The sequence below is a fragment of the Fusibacter sp. QWL-12 genome, from assembly GCF_058683495.1.
On sequence record NZ_CM178745.1, the window covers coordinates 3,309,936 to 3,334,637 of the forward strand.

General features: G+C 38.5%; 25 protein-coding genes. 20 read left to right on the plus strand and 5 right to left on the minus strand.

Annotated features, from left to right (window positions below):
* Positions 1-158 precede the first annotated feature (158 nt).
* The 10 genes from AC4PID_RS15905 to AC4PID_RS15950 all read left to right on the plus strand — a co-directional run bounded on the left by AC4PID_RS15905 (position 159) and on the right by AC4PID_RS15950 (position 11,714).
* Positions 159-1,892, plus strand: coding sequence for a methyl-accepting chemotaxis protein (locus AC4PID_RS15905; protein WP_492132970.1), 1,734 nt, complete (start codon positions 159-161; stop codon positions 1,890-1,892).
* An 8-nt stretch (positions 1,893-1,900) separates the two neighbouring features.
* Complete coding sequence (locus tag AC4PID_RS15910; protein WP_492132971.1) at positions 1,901-2,878, plus strand: NADH:flavin oxidoreductase; 978 nt, start codon at positions 1,901-1,903, stop codon at positions 2,876-2,878.
* A gap of 439 nt (positions 2,879-3,317) precedes the next feature.
* Positions 3,318-4,985 carry a peptide ABC transporter substrate-binding protein gene (locus tag AC4PID_RS15915; protein WP_492132972.1) on the plus strand — a complete coding sequence of 556 codons (1,668 nt, stop codon included), beginning with the start codon at positions 3,318-3,320 and terminating at the stop codon, positions 4,983-4,985.
* Between the two features lie 128 nt (positions 4,986-5,113).
* A complete protein-coding gene (locus AC4PID_RS15920) occupies positions 5,114-6,073 on the plus strand; it encodes an ABC transporter permease (protein ID WP_492132973.1) in 960 nt (319 codons plus the stop codon).
* The gene (opp3C, locus tag AC4PID_RS15925; RefSeq protein ID WP_492132974.1) at positions 6,073-7,083 is read left to right on the plus strand and encodes an oligopeptide ABC transporter permease; all 1,011 of its coding nucleotides are present in this window, start codon (positions 6,073-6,075) and stop codon (positions 7,081-7,083) included. The genes AC4PID_RS15920 and opp3C overlap by 1 nt, the downstream gene beginning before the upstream one ends.
* Positions 7,084-7,093: 10 nt before the next feature.
* Positions 7,094-8,173 carry an ABC transporter ATP-binding protein gene (locus tag AC4PID_RS15930; RefSeq protein ID WP_492132975.1) on the plus strand — a complete coding sequence of 360 codons (1,080 nt, stop codon included), beginning with the start codon at positions 7,094-7,096 and terminating at the stop codon, positions 8,171-8,173.
* Entirely contained in the window at positions 8,160-9,086 is a 927-nt protein-coding gene (locus tag AC4PID_RS15935; RefSeq protein ID WP_492132976.1) for an ABC transporter ATP-binding protein, read from the plus strand. The genes AC4PID_RS15930 and AC4PID_RS15935 overlap by 14 nt, the downstream gene beginning before the upstream one ends.
* 92 nt (positions 9,087-9,178) lie before the next feature.
* Positions 9,179-9,982, plus strand: coding sequence for an SDR family NAD(P)-dependent oxidoreductase (locus tag AC4PID_RS15940; RefSeq protein WP_492132977.1), 804 nt, complete (start codon positions 9,179-9,181; stop codon positions 9,980-9,982).
* Positions 9,983-10,276: 294 nt separating this feature from the next.
* Complete coding sequence (locus AC4PID_RS15945; RefSeq protein ID WP_492132978.1) at positions 10,277-11,008, plus strand: pirin family protein; 732 nt, start codon at positions 10,277-10,279, stop codon at positions 11,006-11,008.
* 85 nt (positions 11,009-11,093) lie between these two features.
* Positions 11,094-11,714: a nitroreductase family protein gene (locus tag AC4PID_RS15950; protein ID WP_492132979.1), complete on the plus strand. Its 621-nt coding sequence runs from the start codon at positions 11,094-11,096 to the stop codon at positions 11,712-11,714.
* Positions 11,715-11,888: 174 nt separating this feature from the next.
* Here the strand turns inward: AC4PID_RS15950 and AC4PID_RS15955 are convergent, their stop codons facing one another.
* Positions 11,889-12,527 carry a peptidylprolyl isomerase gene (locus AC4PID_RS15955; protein WP_492132980.1) on the minus strand — a complete coding sequence of 213 codons (639 nt, stop codon included), beginning with the start codon at positions 12,525-12,527 and terminating at the stop codon, positions 11,889-11,891.
* A gap of 110 nt (positions 12,528-12,637) precedes the next feature.
* Here AC4PID_RS15955 and AC4PID_RS15960 point away from each other — a divergent pair, with 110 nt between their 5' ends.
* From AC4PID_RS15960 to AC4PID_RS15980, 5 genes are read left to right on the plus strand one after another with little or no spacing between them, the layout of a single operon-like run.
* Positions 12,638-13,279: an alanyl-tRNA editing protein gene (locus AC4PID_RS15960; RefSeq protein WP_492132981.1), complete on the plus strand. Its 642-nt coding sequence runs from the start codon at positions 12,638-12,640 to the stop codon at positions 13,277-13,279.
* Positions 13,280-13,287: 8 nt separating this feature from the next.
* A complete protein-coding gene (locus AC4PID_RS15965; RefSeq protein WP_492132982.1) occupies positions 13,288-13,839 on the plus strand; it encodes a DEAD/DEAH box helicase family protein in 552 nt (183 codons plus the stop codon).
* An 11-nt stretch (positions 13,840-13,850) separates the two neighbouring features.
* Entirely contained in the window at positions 13,851-14,306 is a 456-nt protein-coding gene (locus AC4PID_RS15970) for a GNAT family N-acetyltransferase (protein ID WP_492132983.1), read from the plus strand.
* A 40-nt stretch (positions 14,307-14,346) separates the two neighbouring features.
* Entirely contained in the window at positions 14,347-14,913 is a 567-nt protein-coding gene (locus tag AC4PID_RS15975) for a CDP-alcohol phosphatidyltransferase family protein (RefSeq protein WP_492132984.1), read from the plus strand.
* A 2-nt stretch (positions 14,914-14,915) separates the two neighbouring features.
* Positions 14,916-15,395: a GNAT family N-acetyltransferase gene (locus AC4PID_RS15980; RefSeq protein ID WP_492132985.1), complete on the plus strand. Its 480-nt coding sequence runs from the start codon at positions 14,916-14,918 to the stop codon at positions 15,393-15,395.
* 88 nt (positions 15,396-15,483) lie between these two features.
* Here AC4PID_RS15980 and AC4PID_RS15985 read toward each other — a convergent pair whose 3' ends face one another.
* The gene (locus tag AC4PID_RS15985) at positions 15,484-17,853 is read right to left on the minus strand and encodes a putative bifunctional diguanylate cyclase/phosphodiesterase (RefSeq protein WP_492132986.1); all 2,370 of its coding nucleotides are present in this window, start codon (positions 17,851-17,853) and stop codon (positions 15,484-15,486) included.
* 101 nt (positions 17,854-17,954) lie between these two features.
* Positions 17,955-18,179 carry a hypothetical protein gene (locus AC4PID_RS15990; protein ID WP_492132987.1) on the minus strand — a complete coding sequence of 75 codons (225 nt, stop codon included), beginning with the start codon at positions 18,177-18,179 and terminating at the stop codon, positions 17,955-17,957.
* A 188-nt stretch (positions 18,180-18,367) separates the two neighbouring features.
* Between AC4PID_RS15990 and AC4PID_RS15995 the strand changes: the two genes are divergently transcribed.
* Positions 18,368-18,961 carry a DUF6199 family natural product biosynthesis protein gene (locus tag AC4PID_RS15995; RefSeq protein ID WP_492132988.1) on the plus strand — a complete coding sequence of 198 codons (594 nt, stop codon included), beginning with the start codon at positions 18,368-18,370 and terminating at the stop codon, positions 18,959-18,961.
* Positions 18,962-19,024: 63 nt separating this feature from the next.
* Here the strand turns inward: AC4PID_RS15995 and AC4PID_RS16000 are convergent, their stop codons facing one another.
* Positions 19,025-19,741, minus strand: coding sequence for a Crp/Fnr family transcriptional regulator (locus AC4PID_RS16000; protein ID WP_492132989.1), 717 nt, complete (start codon positions 19,739-19,741; stop codon positions 19,025-19,027).
* A gap of 77 nt (positions 19,742-19,818) precedes the next feature.
* On the opposite strand from AC4PID_RS16000, the gene AC4PID_RS16005 reads away from it, so the two are divergent.
* The 4 genes from AC4PID_RS16005 (at position 19,819) to AC4PID_RS16020 (ending at position 22,987) form a co-directional block, all read left to right on the plus strand.
* Positions 19,819-20,241, plus strand: a complete 423-nt coding sequence (locus AC4PID_RS16005) for a hypothetical protein (protein WP_492132990.1) — start codon at positions 19,819-19,821, stop codon at positions 20,239-20,241.
* 112 nt (positions 20,242-20,353) lie between these two features.
* The gene (ric, locus tag AC4PID_RS16010) at positions 20,354-21,049 is read left to right on the plus strand and encodes an iron-sulfur cluster repair di-iron protein (protein WP_492132991.1); all 696 of its coding nucleotides are present in this window, start codon (positions 20,354-20,356) and stop codon (positions 21,047-21,049) included.
* On the plus strand, positions 21,039-22,226 hold the full coding sequence (locus AC4PID_RS16015; RefSeq protein ID WP_492135393.1) for an anaerobic nitric oxide reductase flavorubredoxin: 1,188 nt from the start codon (positions 21,039-21,041) through the stop codon (positions 22,224-22,226). The genes ric and AC4PID_RS16015 overlap by 11 nt, the downstream gene beginning before the upstream one ends.
* A 119-nt stretch (positions 22,227-22,345) precedes the next feature.
* Positions 22,346-22,987, plus strand: a complete 642-nt coding sequence (locus tag AC4PID_RS16020; protein WP_492132992.1) for a uridine kinase family protein — start codon at positions 22,346-22,348, stop codon at positions 22,985-22,987.
* Here AC4PID_RS16020 and AC4PID_RS16025 read toward each other — a convergent pair.
* Positions 22,956-24,692 carry a methyl-accepting chemotaxis protein gene (locus AC4PID_RS16025; protein ID WP_492132993.1) on the minus strand — a complete coding sequence of 579 codons (1,737 nt, stop codon included), beginning with the start codon at positions 24,690-24,692 and terminating at the stop codon, positions 22,956-22,958. The genes AC4PID_RS16020 and AC4PID_RS16025 overlap by 32 nt on opposite strands.
* Positions 24,693-24,702: the final 10 nt, after the last annotated feature.

Genomic DNA, 24,702 nt, shown 5'->3' on the forward strand with positions numbered 1-24,702 from the left:
ACTTAGCAATCTATTGAAAACAAGTTGCTAGTGGAACTTTTTCATTAAATAGTGATAAATTTAAAACATACCTTGACAATAAGAGTGATTTGAGTAAAACTGTTCTTATCATGTAAATATTTATTTACAAGAATGAATAAACTAGAGAGAGGTAGTCGATGAAGCATTTAAAAGTTTCTAAAAAATTGTGGGTACTGATCATTCCTTTAATCGCCCTTGTTGTTATCTTTCAATTATTTTTCGTATTTATCGTGAACAGCGTTCAAAATAATTTAGAGCATACACTCTATGATGAAATCTACATTAGCAGTTCAGCATTGCTAAACGCAGATAGAGATTTATATCAAGCGGCTGTTGCAGAGGAAAAATATAAAAATAATACTGCAAAGCTTTCTAAAGAGCAAAAAGATCAATTAATTGCTGAATATAAAGATAATATTACACAAGTTAAAGATAGGGTATCAGAAGCCGTTGACAACTTAAAAGACAATGATGTCCTTTATCATGAGTATAAGGATACTGAGACCGGGTTAAATTTAGCTGAATTATTTACTTCCTTTCAACAAGACATGAATAAATATGAAACTTCCTATAACCTTGTGAGTGCGGCTGGCGATTTGAGTGTTCATTCAAAAGCCTTCGAATCTACAAGAACTACCTTAGATAAAATGACCTTGGTTCTAGAAACTTATGCCAACGACAAAGTGGACTCTATACAAGCTGGCGTCAGATTGCTTCTAATTGTAGTAGCAGGTATTTCAATGGTATTAATTCTTGGCGTGATTTTCCTCGCTGCTAAGGTAGTATTGCATTTGGCAAGAACCATAAAGCAAGTAACTGAAGATATGGAAAAACTAGCGGATAATGATTTGAGCTTTGAGGTGAAAAGTAACAACCATCGGGATGAACTTGGTATTTTAACGCGTTCTGTTTTAAAGCTTCAAAATTCATTGAATCAGATGGCTGGTTTAATGCGTCATTCATCAACTGAATTAAATGGTGCTTCAACACTGATGAAAAATAGTACTGACGAAATTACAACTTCAATGAATGAAATCGCAAATGCGATCAGTGAAATTGCTGAAGGCTCTTCACGTCAAGCGGGCGACACGGAGAAAGTCGTCAATGAGTTTACACAATTGGGTCAGGTGATTGGTGACAGTATTAAGAGCACACAAGCGCTATTGGATGCAAGCACGTTAATTAACTCAGCTTCAGAAGAAGGCTTAAAGGAAATCCAAAGACTAACGAAGATTACTGATTTTAATCAAAAGGATCTCAATGAGATTTTTGATCTTATTGAACATACAAATGATAGTGCAGGTAAAATCGGTGCTGCCAGTCAGATGATCGCTAGTATTTCAGAGCAAACTAACCTATTGGCACTTAATGCTGCGATAGAAGCCGCTCGTGCTGGTGAAGCGGGCAGAGGATTCTCTGTTGTTGCAGATGAAATTAGAAAGCTCGCAGAACAGTCTTCAAGCTCTACAGAAGAAATTGATCGAATGTTAAATGCTTTAAAAACGGATATTGAAAAAGTTAACGATAAAAGTAGCTTAGTAAAAACCGCCATCGTCGACCAAGCCAAAAGTGTTTCAGCAACTAAAGAAAAATATGATACAATTACATCATCGATTGCATCTATTAACTCAGAAATTCATTCTTTGACAAAGGTTAGTGACGAGATGGAAAGAAGTAGAGGCGTCGTTGTGGATATCGTCACATCACTTGCGGCTATAGCAGAAGAAAATGCAGCAAGTACTGAAGAAACCTCAGCAACGACTGAAGAAGTTCTTGCAACCATGATGACACTTAACGAAATTGGATTACAGATAGATGCCTTATCGACGGATTTAAATCAGATTATCAGTCAGTTTAAGCTTAAAGCGTAGGAGTAGGTATGAATTTACAGAAACAACCCATTTTAATTAAAAACATGTCAGTTCACAATCGTATCGTGTTACCACCGATGGCGACATCCAAGTCTGAAGTTGGTGGACAGGTTTCAGAGGCTATTAAACACTATTATGATGAGAAAACAAAAAGTGGCCAATTAGGTCTTGTGATCATCGAACACAGCTACATTGATCCAAAAGGTAAAGCGAGTCCAAACCAAATGTCGATATCAAATGATGCTGATATTGAACCATTAAAAGCACTCTCAAAGTTAATACAAAACAATGGCTCTAAGGTAATCATGCAGATCAACCATGCTGGAAGTGCTACGACTCAGGAAATTACAGGCTATGAGGTACTTGGCCCGTCTGCAACGCCCAACCCTAGAAGAGGTAACGTTCCTGCGGCTATGCGTCTAGAGGATATCAACCATGTGAAGGATGCGTTTGTTAATGCCGCTGTCAGAGTTAAAACAGCTGGGTTTGATGGCGTTGAAATTCACAGTGCACACGGTTATTTGCTCAATCAATTTTACTCACCGCTCTCAAATAAAAGAGAGGATGCTTATGGTGGTGATTTGATGGGAAGAATCAAACTGCACCTAGAGATTATCAAGGAGACGAGAGAGGCCGTTGGCGAAGCTTTTCCAATTTTATTGCGCTTAGGCGCTTCGGACTACTTGCCAGAGGGTGCGACGATAGAGGATGCGGTTACGGCATGTAAAGCATTTGAAGCAGCGGGTGTTGATGCGATAGATATCTCAGGTGGTTTTTGTGGTTATATGGTACCAGGTAGAGATTTTCCGGGCTATTTTTCAGATGCAAGTGAAGCCATAAAGAATGCGGTTAGTATTCCCGTAATTTTGACTGGTGGCGTCGTTAAAAAGAGTGAGATTGAAGCCTTACTAGTAGAGGGGAAAGCGGATATGATTGGTGTTGGTAGAGCCATATTAAACAACTCTGATTGGTTTGAACAGGAATAATTGATTAGATAGAACAATTTAACAATTATCCAATAAAATTATCTTTAAAAATTATGAAGCTAAATTACTGATGAATTTGATTAGTAATTTAGCTTTTTTTATTAGCTAGCATTTTTCATAAAGTAGAGCATTAAAAGATAGATTACCATTTTTAATATAAAAAAATTTATTTGTAATATAGAAATATTTATTCGGAATAAAGAATTATTTTTGCGGAAGACATAAAATCACCACAAAAATCATAAAAGACTAAAATGAAATTGAACTATGTATTAAATTGCATAATTAATAAAAAAACACCGAGAAACCCGCTAAAGTTGTCAGAAAAATGAAGGATTAGAAACAAAATTATTTCAAAAAAGTCGCAATTTTCATTGACGACTCTTTATGACAGTAGTATAATTCATCAACATAAAGACAAAATAAAAGGGGGATTTACATGAGAAAACTATTATCTTTACTTCTCATCGTCATGTTAACAGTTGGATTATTTGCTGGCTGTGCAAAGACAGAAGAACAGACACCAGCGGATAGTACAAATGGTACTGAAGCAAATACGGCTGCACCAGCAGAAGGAAAAACACTCAGAATTGCAGTAGACGTTGATCTACCATCTATGGATCAAGATGTTGCAACAGATGGTCTCTCTTTTGAGGCAATTGCAGCGACAATCGAAGGTTTATATTCACTTGATGCAGCAGGTAATTTAATTCCTGCAATTGCAACCGATTATGAAGTCAGTGAAGATGGTTTAACTTACACATTCCATTTAAGAGATGCAAACTGGAGCAACGGTACACCAGTTACAGCAAACGACTTCGTTTTTAGTTGGAGAAGATTGGTGGATCCAGCTCAAGCAAGTGAGTACAGCTTTATCGCTGAAGTTGCTGGTCTTGCAAATGCAGCTGCTATCACTGCTGGCGAAAAGCCAACAACTGAGCTTGGCGTTCAAGCAACGGATGATAAAACATTAGTCGTTACGTTAGACAGAACCGTGCCTTACTTCTTATCATTAACTGCTTTCGCTACATTCTTCCCGCTCAATGAAGCATTCGTTACTGAGAAGGGTGCAGATTATGCATTATCACCTGAAGCGTTATTGGCAAATGGTCCTTTCAAAATGGTTGAATGGAACAAAGGCTATGGCTTCAAACTTGAAAAAAATGCAACTTACTATGATGCTGACGCAGTTAAAATCGCTGGTTTGGATTATAGAGTTATGAAGGATCCACAAACATCAGCACTACAATTTGATGCAAATGAGCTTGATGTGGTTAAGCTTACAGCTGAACTTGTAGACAACTACAAAGACAATGCTGCATTTACAAATATCGAAGCATCTTATGTTTGGTATATGTCACTCAACAATAACGATCCAATCTTCTCAAACGTTAATGCTAGAAAAGCTTTACAGCATGCAGTTAATAAAGACAATATCGTCGCAAACATCTTAAATGATGGTTCTACAGTGGCTAACTTTATTGTACCTACTGGACTTGCAACAGGTGCAGATGGAAAAGACTTTAGAGCGACTAGCAAAAATGACTATGCTTTATACGATGTAGCAGAAGCTCAAAAATATTGGGAAACAGCAAAACAAGAGTTAGGTATTACAGAAACAACCATCGAAATTTTGTTTGATGATGCTGAAACTGTAAAGAAAATGGCTGAGTTCATTCAAGCAGAGCTTGAAACCAATTTACCTGGTTTAACCGTTTCATTAAAAGCACAACCTAAGAAAAACAGACTTGAGCTTATGAGAGAGCATGATTTCCAAGTGGGTATTACAAGATGGGGACCTGACTATGCCGATCCATTAACTTACCTTGAACTGTTCTTAACAGGTAGCTCTAGCAATACACCTGATTATGCAAGTGCAACATACGATGAACTTGTAAAATCAAGCTCAACGACACTTGCAGCAGATGCTGAAGGCAGATGGGCTGCTATGAAAGAAGCAGAAGATCTCTTATTAGCAGATGATGCAGTTATCGCACCACTTTACCAAGCAGGTTACTCTTACTTGATTAATACTAAGGTTACAGGAATTGAACCTCATGCAATCGGCACACCATTTATCTACAAAAATGTGTCAATCGCCGAATAAGAATTGAATCTGAGGCAACATTGCCTCAGATTTTTTTTTAGCCACAATCTCGCTTGTGGTAAAATCTGAAGGCTCGACGCCTGAAGATTTTTATTAGCTATAAACAAGACACAACTTAGGAGTAAGCTATGATTAAATATATTGGCAGAAGACTACTAATTGCATTTGTAACATTGCTGACGATAATGACACTTTTATTTATCTTGTTAGAGTTCATGCCTGGATCACCCTTTAACGATGAAAAGTTATCAGAGAGCCAACGTGAGCTGCTCTATGAAAAATATGGATTAAACGACCCCATTCCAGTTAGATACAAAACCTTCATGGTCAATGTTTTGACGAAAGGCGATTTTGGCGTCTCCTATGCGATTGAAAAAAATGCTGAGGTATCCAAAATCATTGAAAAACGCTTGCCACTTTCTATAAGGTTTGGACTACAGGCACTTGCACTTGGATCGGTTGTCGGCATTGTACTCGCCGCCATAGCCGCACTGAACAAAAATACCATTTGGGATACCATGACGACTGGATTTTCGGTTCTGGGGATTTCGATACCATCCTATGTATTTGCACTGGGGCTGAGCTATTTCTTAGGTTATAAACTGACGAAGGCCACGGGTCATCAATACTTTCCCATGACATTTGATCTTTATCAACCGTGGAAATCAAGTATCCTACCGACGATTGCACTTTCTATGTTCGTTATCGCTACGGTAGCGAGGTTTATGAGAACGGAGCTGGTAGAGGTCATCGGCTCAGACTTCGTCTTACTGGCTGAGGCAAAGGGATTGAACTCAAGAAAAATCATCACGCGACATGCGATGCGTAATGCTTTAATACCAGTCGTAACCGTATTAGGGCCATTAACCGTAAGTTTAATGACAGGCTCACTCGTCATCGAAAGAGTATTTGGTATACCAGGCATCGGCGACTTACTGGTGACCGCCATCAGCGTTAACGATTTTAATATCATCATCGCAGTATCTTTCTACTATAGTATATTCTACATTATTATGCAGCTATTCATCGACATCCTCTACGGCATCATCGATCCTAGGATTCGAGTTGCGAAAGGGGGACAGTCATAATGGATAAACCAATCATCGGAAATGACAATCGCTTCGAGCGCGTTATGACGTCAGAAGCATTCCAAAGAGATGTCGTCTATGAAGGCATCAGTTTCTGGAAGGATGTGTTTTTAAGATTCAAAGCCAATCGTGGTGCGGTTATAGGTGTGATCCTTATCATATTCATCACATTTATGGCGTTCGTAGGTCCAATGATGAACGAACACACCTATAAAAGTAAAGTGGACAACCATATCAATCTGCCACCGCGTATCCCTGTCATCGAGAATCTAGGAATTTTCGATGGAGAGAGAGCAGGCAAAAATGTCTATTTGGACAAAGGCTTAGACGATGTGTACTACTGGTTCGGTACAGATAACCTCGGTAGAGACCTTTGGACACGGACTTGGGTAGGCACGCGCGTATCCATCTATATTGCATTACTCGCCGTGGTAATCGATATGTTTATCGGTATGGGCTATGGTCTAATCTCAGGTTACTTAGGCGGAGGCGTCGATACAGTGATGCAGCGCTTCATCGAAATCCTGAGCGGCATACCGAATCTGGTTATCGTCACCTTATTTGTAATCATTCTTAACCCTGGTATACTCTCGATTTCACTGGCACTGGTGATTACCGGTTGGATTGGAATGAGCCGTGTGGTTCGTTCTCAAGTGCTAAAGCTCAAGGAACTGGACTTTATCTTGGCATCAAAAACCATGGGCGCGCCGACCGCAACCCTACTCATACAGGATCTACTCCCAAACATCTTTGGTCAGGTAATCATTATGAGTATGTTTTCAGTACCAAATGCGATATTTTATGAGTCCTTCCTAGCATTTATCGGACTTGGATTACAACCGCCTCTCGCAAGCTTGGGCGTACTGATCAACGATGGCTATAAATCGATTTTGGTGTATCCGCATATCATATTGCCACCGGTTATCGTACTTGCATTACTCATGCTGTCCTTCAACCTTTTGGCAGACGGATTGAGAGATTCGTTTGATCCAAAAATGAAGCAACAATAGGAGGCACTTGATGGAAAACAAGTTAGATTATAATACTAAAAACGAACAGAATAAAAAGCTATTAGAAGTCAATGATTTAAGAGTTGATTTTAAAACCCATAATGGCGTAGTGAAAGCCATAAGAGGCGCAAGCTTTGAGCTTTATCAAGGAGAAACACTAGCCATCGTAGGCGAAAGTGGATCGGGTAAATCGGTTACAACTAAGGTGCTAATGGGCATCTTAGCCAAGAATGGAACGATTACCAACGGCGAAGTCCTCTACAAAGGTACTGATCTCTGCCAGATTACAAATAAACAGTTTATACAGTTTAGAGGCAAAGAGATTGCGATGATTTTTCAAGATCCTATGACTTCGTTAAATCCAACTATGACTGTGGGCAAGCAAATCAGAGAAGCGGTAATGGAGCATACAAAGCTGAATCGTAAGGCTGCAAAGCTAAGAGCGATAGAGCTGATAGAGCTCGTCGGTATCGTTAATCCAGCTGAAAGATACAAACAATACCCACATCAACTTAGCGGTGGCATGCGTCAGAGAATCGTCATTGCTATCGCACTTGCATGTGAGCCTAAGATTCTCATCGCAGATGAACCGACAACTGCACTTGATGTAACGATTCAAGCTCAAATACTAGAACTGATCAAGTCTTTGCAAAAGCAAATTGGCTTATCAATCATATTCATCACACACGACCTCGGTGTCGTTGCAAACATGGCCGATCGTGTCGCGGTTATGTATGCGGGAAAAATCGTGGAATACGGAACCGTTGAAGAGATCTTCAACGCACCTGCACATCCTTATACATGGGGACTTCTGTCATCGGTACCCGATATGGCAAACAAGGAAATCGATCTTTATTCTATTCCTGGATCACCGCCGAATATGTTGTATCCACCAGTAGGTGATGCCTTTGCACTTAGAAGTGAATACGCACTCAATATCGATTTTGAAGAAGAACCTCCAATGTTTAAAATCTCAGAGACACACTATGCGGCAACATGGCTATTAGATCCTAGAGCGCCAAAAGTTGAACTGCCTTTATTTTTAAGACAAAGATTACAGAAAGAGGGTGCGGTTCATGGAAACGAATGAAGTCTTATTGGAAGTTAAAAACTTGAAACAACACTTTAGAATGAATCGACACTTCACCGTAAAAGCGGTGGATGACGTTTCCTTTAAGGTGTATAAAGGTGAAACCTTCGGTATCGTTGGTGAAAGTGGATCTGGTAAATCGACCACTGGGAGAAGCATCATAAAGCTGTATGAGCCGACTTCTGGTAGCGTTCAGTTTGAAGGACATGAGCTAACAGGAAAAATGAGTAAGGAAACCTCAAAGGTATTGCGTACAAAGCTTCAAATGATCTTTCAAGATCCTATGGCATCACTCAATCCGAGAAAGACAGTTATGAATCTGATCGCTCAGGGATTGGACATTCATAAGCTATACAAGACTAAGGAAGAGCGAGAAGAGATGGTCTATGAAATGCTTGAAATCGTCGGTTTAAGTCGAGAGCATGCCCATCGCTACCCACATGAGTTTTCAGGTGGGCAAAGACAGAGGATTGGGATCGCTAGAGCACTGATTATGTCACCATCCTTTGTCATCTGTGATGAAGCCATCAGTGCGCTGGATGTTTCCATACAAGCGCAAATCGTCAATCTTCTCAAAAAACTACAAAAGGAACGTGGACTGACCTATATTTTTATAGCGCATGATTTATCTATGGTGAGATACATTAGCAATCGCATTGCAGTTATGCATCGTGGTAAGATCGTAGAAATCGGCCTTTCAGATGATATATACAGCCATCCAGTGCATCCTTATACCCGTGCTCTTCTATCAGCAGTACCACATCCTAATCCAGCAGAGGAGAAGACAAGAAAAAGACAGTTTTATGATGGTAACGATGTGGATTATAATCTTGGTAAGTACCATCAGTTATCTGAAAATCACAGTGTATTAGCGACTGATGAGGAACTCAAAAAGTGGCAAAGTGAAATATAGCCTAAATGTTACGATTTATTAAAAAAACTCCTTTCATTTTTGTGAAATCCCATTATAATGTTTATAAGACATTATGGAGGTAGGGGGCAGAGATGAAAAGATTTAGAGAGAAAGTCTGCGTCGTTACTGGCGCAACAAACGGCATTGGCTATCAAATTGCACTTGATTTCGCAAAAGAAGGCGCTACGGTTTACAACCTAGACATAGTTGCACCTTCACATATAGAAACTGGATTTTTAGATGCATTATTAACTGATATTTATCATCATGAAGTAGAAATTCCAAACAAATCACTAAAAATTAGATATATTTCATGTGATTTGAGAAATGAAGCAGAGATTGATCGTGCCATTCGTCAAATTATCGATGAAGCTGGCGAAGTAGATTACCTCATAAACAATGCATGCTATAGCAACAAAGGTTTAATCAGTGGTTGTGATTTTGAGAAATTCAACGATGTCCTAAAAGTTGGTGTAACTGCGCCTTATCTATTAACCAAGGGATTCATGCCTTTTTTTAAAGCGGGGGCATCGATTGTCAACATCGCATCTACAAGAGGCTATATGTCACAACGAGATACAGAGAGCTACAGTGCTGCGAAAGGTGGCATCTTATCTTTGACACATGCGATGAGCATCAGCTTAGCAGGTAAGGTAAGAGTGAATGCCATCAGTCCTGGTTGGATCGATACGACGAAAGGACAGTTCTCAGCAGAAGATCATCATCAGCATCCGGCGGGTAGAATCGGTAAACCGAAAGATATCAGTCGTCTGGTTAGATTCCTTTGTTCACGTGAGGCTGGGTTCATCACGGGTGAAAACATCACTGTAGATGGCGGTATGACGAAACAGATGATCTATCACGGTGATGAAGGTTGGAGCTATTCTGAAGACTAGTATCAAAAGTTTGTTAAAATTTATCAAATCTAAATTTAATTCTAATTCTAAATCCTGTTATCTTAGGGCATTTAACCCCTTGGAAAACAGGATTTTCATTTTGTTCACAAAAAATTATCACTAACTTTAACTAATTGGATTGACAGATTACTTTGAGAAAGCTATTATAAATCTATAATATCACTAACTAGTATTAAATGTGTTTGTTAACCATTTTTCAGTATTGTTCATACATAATAAAATTATCAAATCTGTTGTCATGACTTTATTTGAATTTAATTGAAAGGAAAATATATGAAACATATAAAGCACGAGAATATGGGAAAGAGTGATTTGGGGTGGTTGAAAAGTTTATTTCATTTCTCGTTCGCCGAGTACTATAACCCCAAAAATATGCAGTTTGGAATGCTTCGAGTTGTAAACGACGATCTTGTAGCGCCTAACAAGGGGTTTGAATTGCATCCGCATAGAGACATGGAGATCATCTCATATGTCGTAGAAGGCGAGTTGACACATGCAGACAGTATGGGCAATCAAAGAACCCTTAAACGTGGTGAAGTACAATACATGAGTGCAGGGAAAGGTGTCTTACACAGTGAACATAATCGCGGCAATGAGACGTTGAGATTTCTTCAGATCTGGATCTTACCGGATCAAAAGGGTCACCAGCCTCAATATGGCGATCGTCAATTGGAGTGGTCACAAAGAGTAAATCACTGGCTAAAGCTAGCTGAGGGTAAGTCTTCAAGTGAAGAAAGTCAAATCGAAAATGCAATCATTAACAGAGATATCATAGCGCTTAATCAAGACGCAAACCTATATGTTACTGAGCTACATGCGCCGAATCAACACACTTTGAACATACAAAAGGGTAGAATGGCATATCTGATCTTAATTGAGGGTGAGGCAGAGTTGAATGATATAGATTTAAAAACCAGAGATGCAGTTGAGCTAACTGAAGAAACCATCGTAATTAAAACAAGTTCAAAAGCACATATCCTATTAATCGAATTGGCGAAAAACTAATTTGTTCGATTAGAGGTTATTATAATTTAAAATTCAAAATAATGATTAAGCGTCAGAATGGCGTGGAAGGAAAGGAATTAAGAGTATGAGTCAGTTTATGGAAATCGTAAAAAGTAGAAGATCAGCAAATAAGTTTTTAGAGGGCATTCAAATCCCTAGAGAGGATTTTGAATCCATTTTTAAAGAGTTGTCCTTAGCACCATCGGCATTCAATTTACAACATGCAAACTATTATGTGGTAGAAGATAGAACTAAAATGGATGAAGTCTTTGAGGACGCTTTTAAGCAATATAAAATCAAGACGGCATCTGCGGTGATCATCGTCACCGGTGACAAACTGGCGTATCAATCCGCTGATAAAATCTATGAAGGCTCAAGAATGCTCGGTATTTTAGATAAAATGGAATACAACATGATGATTGATATGATCAATAACCTTTATGAAGGCTGGGGAGATACCTTTAGACATGATGAAGCTATAAGAAATGCTTCACTTTCAGCGATGCTTTTTATGCTGCTAGCTAAGGAAAAGGGATGGGATACTTGCCCAATGATCTACTTTGATAAAGATAAAATCAGTAAAACGCTTAATTTACCTGAAAACGAAGTGCCATCTTTAATGATCACAATTGGAAAAATGGATCAAAAAAGTGATCGTATTAGAGGCTATAGAAAACCAATGGCTGAGTATGTGAAGTTTGTTTAGATTTGTATAAAGAATGATTATAATAGAAAGGACCAAGTTACTAATAATAAGTAACTTGGTCCTTTTAGTTTTTATATAAGTTTAAATATGAATTTGAATCTTAATTTGATTCTTGATTTGAATCTTGATTTGAATCGGTTATATATCATTATCTATACTTGTATTTACCTTAGTTTACTTCTTAATTGTAATTGGATCTTCAGGTGTAAAGCCATTTCTTTCAATAGTAATACTTTTAATTACTACAGGCTCTAGCGGTTTATCGTTTTTATCTTTTGGTACTGTTGCGATCGAATCTACAACATCAAGTCCATCAATGACAAAGCCAAAAGCAGCATAATCACCATCAAGTGTCGCAACATCTGCATGCATGATGAAGAATTGTGAGCCAGCAGAATCCATCTCTCTGGTTCTAGCCATTGAGATAACTCCTTTTGTGTGATTAAGTCCATTGGCAAATCCATTGTTATTAAACTCGCCTTTGATTGCGTAGCCAGGACCACCTAAACCATTGCCATCTGGGTCACCGCCTTGAATCATAAAGTTCTCTATAACACGGTGGAAGGTAAGCCCATCATAAAACCCACTTTCAGCAAGACTGATAAAGTTATTAACTGTATTGGGTGCAATTTCTGGTAGTAAGCAAACAGTCATAGTTTCACCACTGTCCATTGTAATAATGGCTTGTGGGTGTGTCGTGACATCGACCATTGTGATATCAAATGGTTCTGTTTCAACCGAACTAGAACAGCCTGTGAAAAGCGTCGCAAGTATTCCTATCAAAACAAGTGTTTTAAGTCTTTTAAGCTTCATATATGCCTCCTATTGATTACGTCTTATATTATATCAGATACTAATCAAAAATTAATTTTATTAAATAAAATTTATGATATAATAATTCAAATTCATTTGGAGGCTTAGAGATGTCTTGTAAGAAAGTATTCTGGGAAAATCCATATTTAACAGAGTTAAATACAACAGTGACTTCAGTTATGGGCGATACCATTACGGTTGCTGAGACTATTTTCTACGCTTTTTCAGGTGGACAACAGTCGGACAGTGGCAAAATCAATGGCTATGAAGTGTTAGAGGCAACTAAAGTCGGAAAAGAAATCTATTATAAATTATCTCCAGAGCATAACCTATGCTCTGGAGACTTGGTACATATGACCATCGATTGGCAAAAGCGTTATCGACTCATGCGACTTCACTTTGCTGCAGAGTTGGTTTTAGAGTGGGTGTATCAAAACTATGGACATCCAGAAAAAGTAGGCGCAAATATTAACGAAGATAAAGCGAGAGTGGATTTTAAATGGGAAGGGAATATCAGTTCCATTTTTACAGCTCTAGAAAATGCATTAACGCGATTGATTCATGAAAACCATGAAATCACGAGTGCTTATAGTGATCTTGAGAACGAACAAAGATATTGGAAAATTCTAGGTTTTGGCAAAGTGCCTTGCGGTGGAACACATATAAAAACAACCGGTGAGATTGGCGCTTTTAAGCTAAGCAGGCGTAACATCGGTGGTGGAAAAGAACGCATTGAAATAACGTTAAAATAGGAGGAAATATGAAACTGGTCATCTTAATAGGCAATGCAGCAGTAGGCAAAATGACGGTGGGACAAGAGCTCATGAAAATAACCGATCTTAGACTGTTTCATAATCACATGACGATAGAACCGATCATTGAAATTTTTGGTTATTTTAACGGAAGAGCGATTAGTCGATTGAGAAGAGTGATTTTCGAAGAATTTGCGGAGTCAAACCTATATGGGATGATTTTTACTTACATGTGGGCATTTGATCAGCCCTCTGATTGGGAGGCGATTAAACGCATAACAGATTTGTTCGAATCAAAGGGTGGTGAAGTCTATTATGTTGAGCTTGTGGCAAGCAAAGATGAAAGGCTTAAAAGAAACGTTACAGAGAATAGACTCAATAATAAAGCGTCTAAACGCGATCTTAAAAGCTCAGAATACCGTCTACAAAGAGATGATGAGAGCTACCGTTTAGAAAGCTATGAAGGTGAGATGACTTTTGAACATTATATAAAGATAGATAATACAAACATGGCGCCTGAGGCAGTTGCTGAAATCATTAAAAACCAGTTTAATTTATAGGAGATATGAAGATGGAATTTAGATTAGCAATTGAACAAGATATCAGTCAACTTTGCCACCTTAGATGGCAGCAAAAAGTTGTCGAAGAGCTTGAGACACCACTTCATGATGAAGAAACGTATCATGAGGTTTTCTATCATTATTTAGTAGAAAATTTAAATCAGACCGTTTTTGTATGGGTTGGGACAGATGTAGGTAGGATTGTTGCAACAGCCTATATAACTAAAGTTAGAAAACTACCGAAGCCTGGAAAATACATTTCCTTTTTAGGGTATGTTTCAAGTGTTTATACAGATGAAAAGCTGAGAAATCAGAAAATAGGTAGTCAACTCATTGAATGTGTAACTGAGTGGTCTAAAAGTAATGAGATAGAGTTACTATTTTTATGGCCAAGTGAGAAATCAGGTCACTTTTATGAGAGACTTGGATTTAAGGCTGAAAATGAAATTATAGAACGAGAGCTTTAAGATAGATATTTTTTGAAATAGATTAATAGGGTGGATGAATGTGAAATATCAAATGAGTGATTTAACTGGGTTTAAAAGACATGTTCCCAATCTGATTACACTGCTTAGAATTGGGTTGTGTATCGGACTTATATGGACGAAACCATTATCATCTTCATTTATTATAATCTATGCCGTCGCAATTCTATCTGATGTGATCGATGGGACTATCGCGAGGCATTATAATCTTATAAGTGAAATAGGGGCAAAGCTAGACAGTCTAGCAGACTTGATTCTGTTTTTGGTTATTAGTTTTAAGCTAATCCCGTTAATTGAATGGCAGACTTGGATAGTAGTGGGTGTTGTTACTGTCATCATCTTAAGAAGTATTGCAGTGTTGATAGGTTATATCAAATATCATGAGATTGCTATTTTACACACCTACGCTAATAAGCTTACTGGATTTTTATGTATTGGAATTCCTTTTTCACTTCAAATGAATTGGCTCTCTCTGTACGCAGGTGTTTTAATCCTCATAGGGATTGGTTCTGCAGTAGAAGAGACGATGATTCACCTAACTTCTAAACAGTTGGATTTAAATGCAAAATTTATCAAATGGAGGCAATGAATATGGAAATTACTATTATAGATAAAATTATTCAAACAACAGATGCAAAGCTTATCGCTATGTTAAATAAAGATGTTCAAACGCTCCATCATGAAATAGAGCCTGAATTGTTTAAGCCTTTTAATGAATTAGAAATGAGTCATTACTTTGAAGAGATGCTCAGTTTAATAGGTGTTTCGGGTTATGTAATATTTCATGGTGATGCGCCTGCAGGGTATATGCTCACCAGTAGAAAAACCTCTGATGAAACGCCATTTAAGTTTAGAACAGATACGCTTCATATCGATCAAATCTGTGTCGAGAGTCGTTTTAAAGGATTGGGACTCGGTAAAAAACTGGTGGACCATGCGAAGCAAATAGCCAGAGACAATAACATTCCCAGGGTGGAGATGAATTTTTGGACTCAAAATGCCAACTCTGGTGAATTCTTCTCACACGAAGGCTTTGAAGTGTTTAACGAACGTATGGTATTTAAGTTATAAAAATCGCAATTAATTTAAAATGAATCGACCCCAAAAAGTTAGATTTCTAGCTCTCTGGGGTCGTTTTTAATGAATATGAGTTTGGTCGTTATTCATGAGAAGGTCGATCGTAAATGTGAATCGAGGTATCTTCGACGTTAAGTCCTTTTTTTAGAAACTGTTCTTCAAAATCAGTAGGTGAAAGCGGCTTGCTATAGTAGTACCCTTGAATTCGATCGCAACCTAGCTCACATAAAACGTCAGCTTGTGCCTTGTTTTCCACACCTTCTGCTATGGTTTTAATGTTAAGCCCTTTTGCCATGAGGATAATGGTTTTTACGATTAATCTTTGTTGTTCACTTTCTACCAATTGATCGATGAGCTCTTTCGCAATCTTAAGCTGATCGATGTTAAAGCGTTTGATATAGAAGAGGGAAGAATAACCGGTTCCAAAATCATCGATAGAGATTTGAACGCCATAATCGCTGAGTCTTTTAAATATTTCTTCCATTGAAGGCCCTGTATTTAAAGTGCTGGTCTCTGTAATTTCTAGATCAATCCACGAAGAATGAACGTCATAAAGCCTTATAATGTCAGATAGATAACTCATAAAATCAACTGTATCAAACTGAAGTGCTGAGATATTGATCCCCATACGAAGTGCAGTGTGATAGCTTTTATTCCAGATTCCTATCTGCTTCACTGCATTTTCTATTACCCATTTACCAATTTGAACGATATGATTTTTCTCCTCGGCAATTTTTATAAACTCTAAAGGTGGTACAAATCCTAGCTCAGCACTATGCCATCTCAAAAGAGCTTCAACACCAACAACAGCACCGGTAAACGCATCAACCTGAGGCTGGAAAACCAATTTGAACTCTTCATCATAATCGATTTGATCGAGTAACAGTTCGATTCTTGCTTTTCTAGCAAGCTGTTCCATATCTCTAGCCGTATAAAAAACATAATTAGAGTTACCAATTGTCTTTTTAGCTTGAATCATCGCTAAGTCTGCGAGCTTAATTAATTGACTTGGGATTGTTGCATCGCTAGGATACTGAGAGATACCAATACTGATGCCGATGTCAAACATATAATCCCCAATATAAAGTTTGTCATCTGTAAGTGCAAGCAGTGATTCAGCTGTTTGTTTCATCGACTCAAAGGTTTGATCTGGGTTGGCATCAATTAGAGCGAACTCATCACCACCAAGCCTTGCAATCTCTTGATGCTCATTCTTAAGTCCAAAGAGGCGATCAGAAAAAATGCCAAGTATTTTATCACCCATCTCGTGACCGTGTAAGTCATTAATACTTTTAAAGTTATTTAAATCCATATAGAAAAGTGTGATAGGCTGTTCTAGTTCATTGATTTTAAAGTTTAAGTTATCCATAAAATGACGACGATTAGGTAAAGAAACCAGAGTATCCATGATAGAGAGCTCTGTAAGTCTTAAATTTGCACGTTTAAGCTGTGAGGTTCTAATTTCTATCTGCTTTTCAAGTTCGACATTGTATTCGTGTTCTTTTTTTAGCATGGCTTCGTTTTTAACGAAAAGTCGTATCTGAACGGAAACATATTGATAGAGTAGGAGTACAAAAACTAAGAAAAAGAATAAGATCCAGTCGATAAAACCAGTTAATGCAAATGCAAATGGAAATATTAAAAAGTAAAATAGCTTAATCGGTCTACCCTTAGAGGAAATTTCTTCATCTAATTCAGGGACTATAATTGGACTGTTACCGTAATTATCATAATAGGAAGCAAATCCAAACATAAGAAGCGATATCAAGTAAATCGTATCAATGAAGGTATTCGAGTCATAGGCTTTGATCCAGTATGCATACACGTAGATGAAGTCAATCGTTATATAGGTTACAACACCGGCGATGACCCATCTCATTGTGGAAGAGATCATATCCCTTCTTGCAGAAAGTAATAAGGTGATCAATATAGAAAGGGTGATAACATTGGTCAAAATATAGAGAATATTGACGATGTTTTCATGAATTGACCAGTCACTTAATGTCACTGATTTAAGTAGAATTGTCCAAACCAAAATTGTGATGAACATTACGGCTGAAGAAACATCAACTACGAGCTGAAACTGATTCCATCTTTTTTGATTTTCAACAAAATAGAGGATGGCTGCTGCCATGATAAAGATATTTGGTAATAAATACGTATAAAGCAGTAGGATGGAATCTTCAGGATTAATATTAAAAACTGATTCATAAAGCATCCAAATCAAATCGGATGCGCTCCATGATAATACACCAAACATTAAAAGATAAAAATTCTTCTTAAATAGTTTTTTTTCTTTAAGCGTGAGTCCAATCATACCAGCTGATAACAAGGTAATGACTGGCGAAGTAACGTTGCTTAAAAATTCGTCAGTCAATCTCGATTCAAATATATAAACACCAACCAATATCAGTGCAATAAATCCCATAATTAAAACAATTCGTTTTCTCATTCTGTCACCATATATTAAATAATATTAATAGTTTACATCGTATAAGTAATTAATTCAACTATAAAAAAAGAGATGTATAAGCATACATCTCAAGGCCTAAATTACATCATCCGCTCAACCTCAGCGGCGTAGTCGTCTACCCAATTGGACGTATCATAGGTAGAGAGTTGGATTAGAAAGCTGGGTTTACCTTTGTCTGTAACTGCGATGACTTCCGCACCACTGTTTCTTTCAAGCATTAGACTTCTGAATGTAGCTGGGTTCCCGCTAGCTAGGTCGATACATTCCATCAAAGCTTCGAAACTGACAGTTCTTAAACCGGTCATAGCGACGCCTCCTTAATATTTAGTTGTGTCATACTTAGTATATGCCTCTTTTGATAATATTTAAACAGGTTTGGCCATTATTTTTTCAACTAGCAGTTGTTAAAGACTTACCATTTCTTTAATCGTTTTTTAAGAACTAACCTATATAATGGAAAAGACATCAAAACAACATATAACTAGGAGGCAATATGTGGTTACATAAGTTAAACAAGCTCAAACCGATTTTGGCAATCATCATCATGGGGTATCTTTTGTTTCTTACCTTAAATGGGTGCAAAGCACAGCCAAATCCTATTTTTATCGACGGATCAGAGGCGATACTGGACTTAGACGGTAAGACGATTACCTATGAAGGCAGTGAATATCAGTACCAAACTGATGCCACATCAGTGAAGATAACGTATCCCAATGGCATCGACTATGAGAGAGTCTATCAAGGTTCGGGCTATACAGAAGCATTAAGTGATGGTACAGATCTGATAAATGATAGCTATTTTGCTAAGAATGGCTTCTTAACCCCTTATGTCATTATCAATCAAGTACTGGCATACACGCCAAATGCATCCGGTGTCAACACCGATAGCGGCATGCTCCCAATCATAGGCTTTATCGCTTTAATTATTGGGATAGGCACAACCGCATCACCTAAAACCGCGTGGTATTTGAGATACGGTTGGCGTTTTAAAGACGCTGAACCTAGTGAAGCCTCATTGATGTTAAACCGAATCGGTGGAATTGTCGCTATCGTCGTGAGTGGCGTGATTCTATTTTCGACCTTATAAACTGAGTCGAAATCAAAATAATCTAAGTCAAGTTATAGTTAAATTAGTCGAGTTATAGTTAAATTAATCGAGTTCAAAATAAGATAGGTTCAATAGTTTGACTTTCTTTTGATCAATGAATTCTAAAACTTCATCCTTAACCAATTGTGAGAGCTTTCGGCTGATGGTTTCTCTAGTAACACCGACAAAGTTTGCCATATCCTCACGGGTTAAGGTCAAAGATAAAACATCACCATGGTTGCCAGACTGCTTATAGAGCTGCTGAATTAAAAACTTAAGTCGTATGTCGGCATCGTTTGAGGCGATTGCACCGACGAGCTTTTCAAGAGAGGAGATTCTCTCATAAGCAGTGGTTAGGATCGCAAACATCAGGTCAGGATTTTCTTTTAAAAACGCATCAAAACGCGACTTGGGAATCGTGCAGAGATAGGTTTCCGATGCAGCAACGAGGTCATAAAGGGCAGGTTCACTTTTTAAAAGTGCCAGTTCGCCTATACTATCACCGTCGCTAAGGAGATGCAGGATTTGTTCCTTGCCATCTTCTTGGGTACTAATCGCTTTAATCAGTCCTTTATTTACTATATATAATCGATCAAACCAATCGCCCGTTCTTAAGATGATTTCTCCTTTTTTATAGCGACGGCGTTCTATCAATGTGATGATCTCACGGATATGGGCATCATCCAGACCAGCAAAAAGCGTTACCTTTTTTGCACAAAGCGTATGACCGCAGGTAGCGCAACCGTTGATTTGAAATGCTTCAGTAGCAGTGGGGGACATAGGTGCCTCCTTATATAATAAAAGTATCAAATTTCACTATCATTCTACCATCATTATAACACAGAGGAGGCTAACACATGAAACTTGTCAAATCCTATAAGCCACTACTTGCATGGTTCCTCACCCTCGTATTGGGGTTGACCGCAGTAGCTGGTATCAGCTCTAGGCTTGAGGTCGATCCTAAAATCGCATCACTTTTGATCACCAACACTGTAAGCGTCCTGCTCGTTGGATTGATGCTCATCATCTATCGGACGCAGCGCATCTACTACATCAACTACGTGACCTATAAAGAAGCAGCTGCTCTAAGTGAAGAGAAACGCAAGCAATTCGCCTATCAACATCTGATGGCGTTTGTGTCAAGTGCAATCTTGTTTGGCATCTACACTGCAATTTCTATCTTCTTCAATGTACCTATGATGCTGGATGTGATGGTGTTTGCAGTGCTTCTCGTCGTTACAGCGATTCGCACGGTTCCTTTTAGCATAAAGGACAAATAAAATAATATAGAAATAAAAAAAAGAACGCAAAGTGTGAGGCAAATCACATGATGCGTTTTTGTTTTGTCTTAAAATAAGGATGAAATCAAAATTAACCCTAGGAGGTATTCATATGACAAGCACTTATAATGATCTTTCCCAAAAAACTATTGGGCAGGTTGTAACCGAGCATCCAGAATTAGTAAAGGTATTTATGGCATACGAGGTGGACTTCTGCTGTGGCGGCGATCGTTCACTAGAAGAAGCCGTCATCAGAGACACCGATGATGTAGAAGCTTTAAAAGCAGCGGTTTCGGAAACACTTGCTACCGCTTTTCAGGTACAGGAAGGTGGCAAAAGCAGATTGCTCTCCACCCTCAGTGACGCTGAACTCATCGACAGAATCATCACCACACACCACGCTTACCTTAAAGAGACATTACCGGAACTATCAAAGCTAATCTTTAAACTGCTTGGTGTCCATGGTGAGTCACATCCAGAACTTTATGACGTTCACCGCGTGTTTGGTGCACTGAAAAACGAACTAGAGAGTCACTTAGTGAAAGAGGAAGTAAAGCTGTTCCCAGCGATGCTCAGAAGGGACGACGACCTTGTCGAATTAATTTTAACACTTGAAGCTGAGCACGACGGTGCTGGAGATGCTTTGCACGAACTGACAGAGATTACAGATCACTTTAAAGTGCCGAGCGATGGCTGTAAGACATATGCATTGACTTATGAAATGCTAAAAGAACTGGTATCGGATATGTATCTTCATGTGCATACAGAGAATAATATCCTATTTAAGAGAGGAGTCTATTATGTTTAAAATTAATGAGAGAATTTCATGGGTAGGTAAAATTGACTGGGAGCTTAAAAAATTTCACGGAGAAGAGTATTCGACACATCGTGGCTCTTCATATAACTCATATCTGATTCGAGATGAAAAGGTTGCGTTAATCGACACTGTTTGGCAACCCTTTGACGCTGAGTTTGTCAAACGTTTAAAGGAAGTCATCGACCTAAATGAGATCGACTACATCATCGCCAACCATGCAGAGATCGACCACAGCGGTGGATTGCCAGAGCTGATGAAGGAGATTCCAAACACGCCGATTTATTGTACTGCAAATGGTGTGAAGTCATTAAAAGGGCATTATCATCAGGATTGGAACTTCAATGTCGTTAAAACAGGCGACACATTGGATTTAGGGGAAGGAAAGCTCGTCTTTATCGAAGCGCCGATGCTACACTGGCCAGATAGCATGTTTGAATATTATACCAAGGATGCGATTTTGTTCTCCAATGATGCTTTTGGACAGCACTATGCATCAGAGCTGATGTACAACGACCTTGTGGATCAAGCAGAGCTCTATCAAGAGGCGATTAAGTATTATGCCAACATACTGACACCATTTAGTGCGTTGGTTGGTAAGAAAATAGAAGAGGTACTTGGCTTTAATCTACCAGTCAACATGATCTGTCCTTCACATGGTGTGATTTGGAGAGACAATCCAGTCCAAATCGTACAGCAATACGTCACATGGGCAAACAGCTATCAAGAGCATCAAGTGACCCTGATCTATGATACCATGTGGGATGCGACCAAGCATATGGCTGAGGCCATAGCAGAGGGGATTAAGTCGGTTGATCCAACTCTGAACATTAAGCTGTTTAACGTTTCAAAAATAGATAAAAACGACGTCATCTCAGAGGTGTTTAAAGCGAAGCTCGTTGTGGCAGGGTCATCGACCATCAATAAAGGGATTCTTTCAGGCATGGCTTCTATCCTAGAAATTATGAAGGGGCTGAGATTCAAAGGTAAAAAAGCTGCTGGATTTGGGAGCTATGGCTGGAGTGGGGAATCGCCTAAGCTGATGACGGAAGCATTAAAGGAATGTGGTTTTGAAGTGGTCGTAGATGGACTTGGCGTTTTATGGCAGCCTGATGATGCTGCACTTAAAACTTGCTTTGATTACGGTGTTGAATTAGCTAAAACACTTTAATAATAAAGATAGAAAAAACGTAAGTCTTAGAGAACAATTTATTTTATGAGAAAAACTAAAGGTCCTAAATTGACACTGAAATAGGTGTCTGTTATCCTACTAAAAAGGAGCAGACACCTATGATTTTGAAGATAACTGAGCCTAGTGGCTTTGAAACGATATTACCGGAAATTTTAGCTGAGATCGAACTGTATGTGGCTGATAATCGGTCAACCGATCAACTGAAAAATCAATCGATACGCATCGCCATCGACGGCAACTGTGGCAGTGGTAAGACGACTCTTGCTGGGCTGCTAGCGGAAAGGCTAGATGCAAACCTTTTTCACATGGATGATTTTTATATCTCTTGGAAGGACAAGACACCGGAGCGACTTGCAGAGCCTGGTGGCAATGTGGATTATGAACGTTTTTATGATGAAGTGTTACTGCCTTTAATAAGTGGCAAGCCCTTTTTATATCGAAAGTTTAATCCCATAGAACAAGCGCTAGACGTACCAGAGTCAGTTGTACCAAAGCCGTTTACGATAGTAGAAGGCGCATATGCGCTTCATCCTAAATTAAAATCGGGCTATGACTTTAAGATTTTACTTAAAATCACGCCCGACTTACAGGAACGTCGCATCTTAAAGCGAAATGGCGAAGAGGGGCTCACTCGATTTAAGAATATGTGGATTCCACTTGAAAATACTTATTTTGATGCCTTTAATCTCGAGGCAGAAGTGAATTTGATTATAGAGGTGAATTCAAATCAGTATCAATAACCTTAAAGACGCCAATCAGTTCAGATAATAGAGCTGCTTGGTGTTTTGTTTTCTCTGATAGATTAGCAAGCTCTTCCATAGAGCTAAGCTGTTGTTGTGCTGAAGCTGAGATTTCCTCTGTACTTGCAGAATGATTACCAGATAATGCGTTTATGTGTTGAACAGAGTTGATAATCTCATCTTTACTAGTCGCTATCAACATAACAAAGTGCTTAATCTCATTGATAAGTTCCACCATGTGCTTAATATCCTCAGCAGTTGAATTGAAGGTGTTATTGGATTCAGTGATCGAATGATTTTGTTGCTCAGCAATAGTGAGAACATCGGTTACGAGGGCGACCGCATGATTGGATTTATCTTGTATACCATGAATGAGGTCGTAGATATTTTGGGTTGCTTTCATAGTATCCTCAGCGAGTTTTCGAATCTCGGTTGCAACTACTGCAAAGCCACGTCCAGATTCGCCTGCACGAGCAGCTTCGATACTAGCATTTAAAGCCAATAAATTCGTTTGGCTTGAGATGTTCTCAATAATTGAGATGATGTCATATGCATTTTGAGCGTATTCATTCACTTCTCTAATTGCTGCGTCAACATCATTTGATTTGAGGTTATTTTCTAAAGTCGTCTTATTTAATAATGTCATAACCTCTTGTCCGTAATGACTCAGTGCGCTAGCATGCTCCGAGTACTGGATGGATTCTTCGATGATGCGATGTGTATCTTCCACAATACTTGTAAGCTGATGTGAAGCTTGAAGAATTTGATGGCTTGATTCGACTTGTTCATTGATACTTACTGCGATTTCATCGATTGCTCGGGTAACTTCTTCAGAAGTAATTTTAGTTTCATCCGATACTGAAAAAGCGTTCTCAGATGAGCTTTTAACCGTTTCTGATATCGAAGAGAGCTTTAAGATCAGTTCACTTAAGTCTTTTGCCATAGCACTAACGGCAAGTGCGAGTTTTCCTGCCTCATCCTTTTTCTGTGTCAATTGACCTGGTATGTCTACTGCAAAATTTCCAGTTGCGATAATTTGAATCAGTTCAAGGATTTTTCGAAGTGGACGAGTTATGCTTGTAATTGTAAATGTTGATACGGTTACAGACAAAATCAGTAGCAGTATAAAACCGATGACCAGGACGTTTTTTGTCATCGACATCATACTTTCAGATGCGGTTGTACGAGTTTCTAAGCGATCGTTTTCTGTTTGAGAAAAAGCATCGAGTAGCGTTCGAATGTCAGCCATTAAGGTTTCACCTTTACCTGACATTTCAACCTTTACAAGATCATCCATAGAGAAAAAGCCCGTCTTGACCATTTTTTTGTTTTCTATTTGATCCCCTGCATATTTCAACCATTCGTCTACTTTGCGTTCAATGGCATCGATCATTTCCTTTTGATCTGAATCACCCTCTGTTAGTTTTCTAGCTTCAGCTAAACTCGAATACGCCAAGTCTTTTCCACTTTGATAGGGCTTTAGAGAAACTTCATCACCAGTTAGTATAAAGCCTCTTTGTCCAGATTCCATATTGATCATAGAAACTAAGATATTGTCGGTTTGGTTGAGTACCTTATAGGAATGAACGTTTAGAGCGTTAGTGGTTTCAAATTGAACGATATTCATATATGAAATTCCGATAATAATTGAAAATAATAGAATAATAGTGCCAAAGCCTAAAACTAGCTTTTTCTTGGTGTTCATTTCATTTCCT

What these genes read in the sequence shown, in the direction of transcription:
- AC4PID_RS15985 (WP_492132986.1), bottom strand. Translation starts at nt 17,853, where the DNA reads ATGAGAAAACGAATTGTTTTAATTATGGGATTTATTGCACTGATATTG.
- AC4PID_RS15935 (WP_492132976.1), top strand. Translation starts at nt 8,160, where the DNA reads ATGGAAACGAATGAAGTCTTATTGGAAGTTAAAAACTTGAAACAACAC.
- AC4PID_RS15955 (WP_492132980.1), bottom strand. Translation starts at nt 12,527, where the DNA reads ATGAAGCTTAAAAGACTTAAAACACTTGTTTTGATAGGAATACTTGCG.
- AC4PID_RS16000 (WP_492132989.1), bottom strand. Translation starts at nt 19,741, where the DNA reads ATGTCCCCCACTGCTACTGAAGCATTTCAAATCAACGGTTGCGCTACC.
- AC4PID_RS15995 (WP_492132988.1), top strand. Translation starts at nt 18,368, where the DNA reads ATGTGGTTACATAAGTTAAACAAGCTCAAACCGATTTTGGCAATCATC.
- AC4PID_RS15945 (WP_492132978.1), top strand. Translation starts at nt 10,277, where the DNA reads ATGAAACATATAAAGCACGAGAATATGGGAAAGAGTGATTTGGGGTGG.
- AC4PID_RS16025 (WP_492132993.1), bottom strand. Translation starts at nt 24,692, where the DNA reads ATGAACACCAAGAAAAAGCTAGTTTTAGGCTTTGGCACTATTATTCTA.
- AC4PID_RS15930 (WP_492132975.1), top strand. Translation starts at nt 7,094, where the DNA reads ATGGAAAACAAGTTAGATTATAATACTAAAAACGAACAGAATAAAAAG.
- AC4PID_RS15960 (WP_492132981.1), top strand. Translation starts at nt 12,638, where the DNA reads ATGTCTTGTAAGAAAGTATTCTGGGAAAATCCATATTTAACAGAGTTA.
- AC4PID_RS15980 (WP_492132985.1), top strand. Translation starts at nt 14,916, where the DNA reads ATGGAAATTACTATTATAGATAAAATTATTCAAACAACAGATGCAAAG.
- AC4PID_RS16020 (WP_492132992.1), top strand. Translation starts at nt 22,346, where the DNA reads ATGATTTTGAAGATAACTGAGCCTAGTGGCTTTGAAACGATATTACCG.
- ric (WP_492132991.1), top strand. Translation starts at nt 20,354, where the DNA reads ATGACAAGCACTTATAATGATCTTTCCCAAAAAACTATTGGGCAGGTT.
- AC4PID_RS15915 (WP_492132972.1), top strand. Translation starts at nt 3,318, where the DNA reads ATGAGAAAACTATTATCTTTACTTCTCATCGTCATGTTAACAGTTGGA.
- AC4PID_RS15920 (WP_492132973.1), top strand. Translation starts at nt 5,114, where the DNA reads ATGATTAAATATATTGGCAGAAGACTACTAATTGCATTTGTAACATTG.
- opp3C (WP_492132974.1), top strand. Translation starts at nt 6,073, where the DNA reads ATGGATAAACCAATCATCGGAAATGACAATCGCTTCGAGCGCGTTATG.
- AC4PID_RS15965 (WP_492132982.1), top strand. Translation starts at nt 13,288, where the DNA reads ATGAAACTGGTCATCTTAATAGGCAATGCAGCAGTAGGCAAAATGACG.
- AC4PID_RS15910 (WP_492132971.1), top strand. Translation starts at nt 1,901, where the DNA reads ATGAATTTACAGAAACAACCCATTTTAATTAAAAACATGTCAGTTCAC.
- AC4PID_RS15970 (WP_492132983.1), top strand. Translation starts at nt 13,851, where the DNA reads ATGGAATTTAGATTAGCAATTGAACAAGATATCAGTCAACTTTGCCAC.
- AC4PID_RS15990 (WP_492132987.1), bottom strand. Translation starts at nt 18,179, where the DNA reads ATGACCGGTTTAAGAACTGTCAGTTTCGAAGCTTTGATGGAATGTATC.
- AC4PID_RS15950 (WP_492132979.1), top strand. Translation starts at nt 11,094, where the DNA reads ATGAGTCAGTTTATGGAAATCGTAAAAAGTAGAAGATCAGCAAATAAG.
- AC4PID_RS16005 (WP_492132990.1), top strand. Translation starts at nt 19,819, where the DNA reads ATGAAACTTGTCAAATCCTATAAGCCACTACTTGCATGGTTCCTCACC.
- AC4PID_RS15905 (WP_492132970.1), top strand. Translation starts at nt 159, where the DNA reads ATGAAGCATTTAAAAGTTTCTAAAAAATTGTGGGTACTGATCATTCCT.
- AC4PID_RS15940 (WP_492132977.1), top strand. Translation starts at nt 9,179, where the DNA reads ATGAAAAGATTTAGAGAGAAAGTCTGCGTCGTTACTGGCGCAACAAAC.